Below are 4,075 nucleotides of genomic sequence, written 5' to 3'. Positions count from 1 at the left end.
CGACAACAGCTTCGCCACACTGCCCTCGGTGGTCGCCGAGGGCCGCCGGGTGATCGGCAACATCACCCGGGTCGCCACCCTGTTCCTGACGAAGACGGTCTACTCGGTGCTGCTGGCGATCCTGGTGGTCTGCTTCCAGGTGGAGTACCCGTTCCTCCCTCGGCACCTGACGCTGCTCTCGACCCTGACGATCGGCGTTCCCGCGTTCTTCCTGGCGCTCGCCCCGAACAAGGAGCGGGCCCAGCCGCACTTCGTCCGTCGGGTGATGCGGTACGCCGTCCCGTCCGGGATCATCGCGGGGGCGGCGACCTTCCTGACGTACATGCTGGCCGGGAGCCACTACTCGGGGGCGGGGGCGCTCGACGCGGAGACCAGCGCGGCGACGCTGACGCTGTTCCTGGTGTCGATGTGGGTGCTGGCGATCATCGCCCGCCCGTACACCTGGTGGCGGATCCTGCTGGTCGCCTCGATGGGGGCGGCGTTCCTGGTCGTGCTCGCGGTGCCGTGGCTCCAGCACTTCTTCGCGCTGAAGCTGGTCGGCACCACCATGCCGTGGGCGGCGGTGGCCGTCGCGGCCGCGGCCTCGGTGCTGCTGGAGTACGTCTGGCGCCTGGTGGGCCGCCGCTTCGGGGCGTGAGCCCCTCGGCGGACACCGGCCCACCGGGCACCGGCTCACTCAGTCGAACCAGCGGTCCCGGGCCAGCTCCTGGGTGCGGGACGGGTCCTCCAGCAGGGCGGCGACCTCGAAGCGGCGGGGCCACTGGCCGGCCGCCCAGGCGAGTCCGGCCGCGACCCCTTCCAGGGTCGAGGCGTGCACGGTGCCGTCCGGGGCGCGGCGCCAGTCCAGTTCGACGCCGCCGGCGTGGAGCTCCTCGTGCTCGACGTAGGTGTCCGGGGTGCGGTCGCCGAGCAGGGTGCGGACCGGCTCGGGCACCTCGTGTTCCTCGCCCTCGGTCTCCACCTCGGCCTCGATCGTCTCGCCGAGCCGTCGCACCTGGAACAGCTCCGCCAGCTCGGCGGCGCGGGCCGGGGCGACCGGGAGCAGGGGCAGCCCTCCGGCGAGCGGCAGCACGTCGGGGGCGTCCGCGACGACGGCGTCCGCGGCGTCGACCACCTCCACCGTGCCGTCCACGACGGCCCGCAACTCGTCGGGCAGGGTGACCTGTTCGGGGTCGAGGTCGGCCAGTGCGGTGTAGAGCGCGTGGAGCTGCACCGCGGTCACCGGCCGGTCCTCGTCGGCGAGGCGGCCCAGCAGTTCGGCCGCGCCGCCCGGCTCGTCCAGCAGGGCGTGGACCGTGGTGCGCACGCCGAGCGCGCGGAGCACCTGGGCATCGTCGAAGCCGGAGGCGTCCACCGCGTCGTAGAGGCCGGCCAGCAGCGGGTCGCCGCCCGCCGCACGGACCCCGGCCGGGCGGCGGCCCTCCAGCACCGGGTGGTCGCGCAGCCACCAGGCCGTGTACGGGCGCACCGAACGGGTCGTACCGTCCGGGAGCAGCACCCGGACCGGCTGGGTGAGGGCGTCGCGCAGCGGCGGCCGGGAGAGCATGGCGAGCGCCTGCGGCCAGGCGTCGTCGGCGACGAGGTCGAGGTCGCGCACGGCGACGATCTCGGTGGCCACCGGCGGCACCGGGGTGTCGGGGAGCTGGTCGAGCAGGTCCTCGCACCAGACGTCCACGGCGTCCAGCAGTCCGGCGTCGTCGGGTTCAGCGAAGTCGCCTTCCCGGGGCTCCAGTTCGTCCGGGTCGAGGACCACGTCGGTGGTGCGCACGAGGGCGAAGGTCGCGAGCACCCCGCAGGCGGTGAGCGGCTGCTCACCCCAGCGCTCAGTCAACTCCTCGTCACAGAGCGCGAGTTCTCCCTCGCGCATGATCTCAGCGAACTCACTTCCGGGGAACACGAGTTCACCGGCGGGCGCGGTCTCCCCGTCCTCGTCGAGCAGCGCGAGGGCGCCGAGCCAGGGTTCGTCGCCGGGGTTCAGCTCGGCGTCGCGCACCAAAGTGAGGACGGTCTCCACGAGTTCGTCGCCGTCGAGCGCGTCCTCGTCCCAGACCTCCCCGGCGTCGAGCGATCCGGCGACGGCGGCGCGGACCTGAGGGGTGGTCAGTACGGCGCGCGGGGTGGCAGGCAGCGCGCCGAGCTTCTCGAGGAGCGGGTGCGCGGCGTCCGGGTGGGCGACCTTCAGGCCGAGCCGGGCGAGGCGGGCGAGCACCGGGCCGGTCAGCGCGTCGGGCAGCGGCAGCAGCACTTGGCGCGGGCCGATCGTGGTGCGGGGCAGCTGTCCCTCGGGGGCGTCGGGCGCCCCGGCGAGCGGTACGGGCAGCCCGGAGAGGCGGTCCGGGTCCACCCCGGCGAGGCTGTCGTAGAACCGCCGCCACCAGTGGGGTTCGCGCTCCAGACCGGCGAGCCGGTCGATCGCCTCGGTCAGCGCGACCCGGCCGACGCCCAGGGTGCGCAGTTCGGTGCGGCGTTCGAGTCCGGCGGGCAGCAGGCACGGCAGGACCTCGGCGAGCACCCGTACGGTCTCCGCGCCCGCACCCTCCACGACCTCGGCCTCGACGGGCCGCAGGGCCGCGTGGTCCCGGTGCCGGACGGCGTCGGGGGCCCCGGGCTCCGCCCAGTCGTCGGCCCAGCCCTCGGCGATCGGCGCGATCGCGGCGGCCGGGTCGGCGGGTACGGCCGGCGCGAGGAACGCGACCCGGGGCAGCCGTTGGAGGATCGCGGCGCGCAGCGCCCCGTCCACCACGCCCCGGCCGAGCGGTCCGGGCACCAGGTCGAGGGTGCCGGTGGAGACGGGGTGCCAGTCGGCGAGGAGTTCGGCGTACGCGTCGGCCGCGCGCTCCACCAGGAAGTCGGTGAGCGGGCCGGGCGCGGGGTGCCTGCGGGTGGGGTCCAGCGGCAGCGAGGCGATGAGCAGGGCGGGCACGCCGAGGGGTTCGTCGGTGGGCGTCGGGGCGTGCACCACGGGAGCGGTGCCGGGGCGGCGGGGCGAGCCGTCCTCGTCCACGGGGACGGCCCAGGTGACGGACCAGTGTGGGCGCAGCCGCTCCTCGACCGGCCGGTCCGCGAGCAGCGCGGGCTCGACCGGCCCGTGGTGGAAGACGGTGCGCCAGCGGTTGGCGCCGTGCTCGGAGTCCTCGACGTGGATGTACGGGCCGTGCGCGGAGCGACTCAACGTCCGCACGCCGGAGGGGGTTTCGACCACGATCTCGTCGAGTCCGGTCAGGGTGAGCAGGAGCGCGTCGTCGATGGAGTCGAGCAGCCGCTCGACCAGGTCCTCGGCGGCGGCGTCGCGCAGCGGCAGCACCACCACGGTGTCGTACCCCTCGGGCGCGGTGCCCTCGGCGGGCAGCGGGAGGCGCAGCAGCGGTACGTGGCCGTCGCGGCGGCGGAGTTCGTCCCCGAGGCCGGGGCTGCCGACGGCCGCGCCTTCGGCGAGGACGCGGGCCTCGGCGAGGGACCAGCGGACTCCGCCGTGGCGGCCGAGGACGGCGGGTTCGTCGCTCACCGCGAGCACGGCGGCGAAGCCGACGCCGAAGCGGCCCACGGAGGTTTCGTGGCCCTCGCGCTTGGCGGAGGCGCGCAGGGTCGAGAGGGATTCGACGCCGGCGGCGTCGAGCGGGGCACCGGTGTTGGCGGCGGCCAGCACGGTGGGGGCGCCGTTACCGCCGGGGTGCAGGGTGAGGCGGAGCCGGCCGGGCGTCTTGGCGCGGGCGGCGGCGTCGGCGGCGTTCTGCGCGAGTTCCACGACGAGGCGGTCGCGGTACCCGCCGAGGGCGAGGTCCTCCTCGGCGTTGGCGTCCTCGCGGAAGCGGGCCGGCCCTGCACCCCAGGCGTCGAGCACGCCGCGCCGCAGCCGTGCCGTCCCGAACGGATCGGCCCCCTCGGTCGCCTTCATGCTCACGCTTCGACTCCGCTCTGTTCCTGGGTCGTGTCCGACCCGTCGGCCGTTGCCGCCCAGTGTGCGCCCGAACGTACCGCGCGCGGACGACAGCGCGGTTCACGGGAGCGGGTACGACGGATGTGCGCAGGGTGTGCGAGGGGTGCGCGGTGCCGCGCGGCGGACCCGGTGGTGGCC

At 75.4% G+C, this 4,075-nt stretch carries 1 protein-coding gene and 1 pseudogene; one reads left to right on the top strand and one right to left on the bottom strand.

The annotated features are described in order from the left end of the window. Nucleotides 1–637: pseudogene (locus ACFWEP_RS32565) on the top strand (cation-translocating P-type ATPase); the annotation flags it as partial. Nucleotides 638–676: 39 nt separating this feature from the next. Here the strand turns inward: ACFWEP_RS32565 and ACFWEP_RS32560 are convergent. Continuing rightward, on the bottom strand, nucleotides 677–3,895 hold the full coding sequence (locus ACFWEP_RS32560) for a sacsin N-terminal ATP-binding-like domain-containing protein (RefSeq protein ID WP_387375589.1): 3,219 nt from the start codon (nucleotides 3,893–3,895) through the stop codon (nucleotides 677–679). Nucleotides 3,896–4,075: the final 180 nt, after the last annotated feature.

The organism is Streptomyces sp. NPDC060198 (assembly GCF_042728415.1).
Taxonomy (GTDB): domain Bacteria; phylum Actinomycetota; class Actinomycetes; order Streptomycetales; family Streptomycetaceae; genus Streptomyces.
The sequence above is the reverse complement of the archived record's forward strand: the minus strand, read 5'-3'. Positions and strand labels throughout refer to the sequence as shown.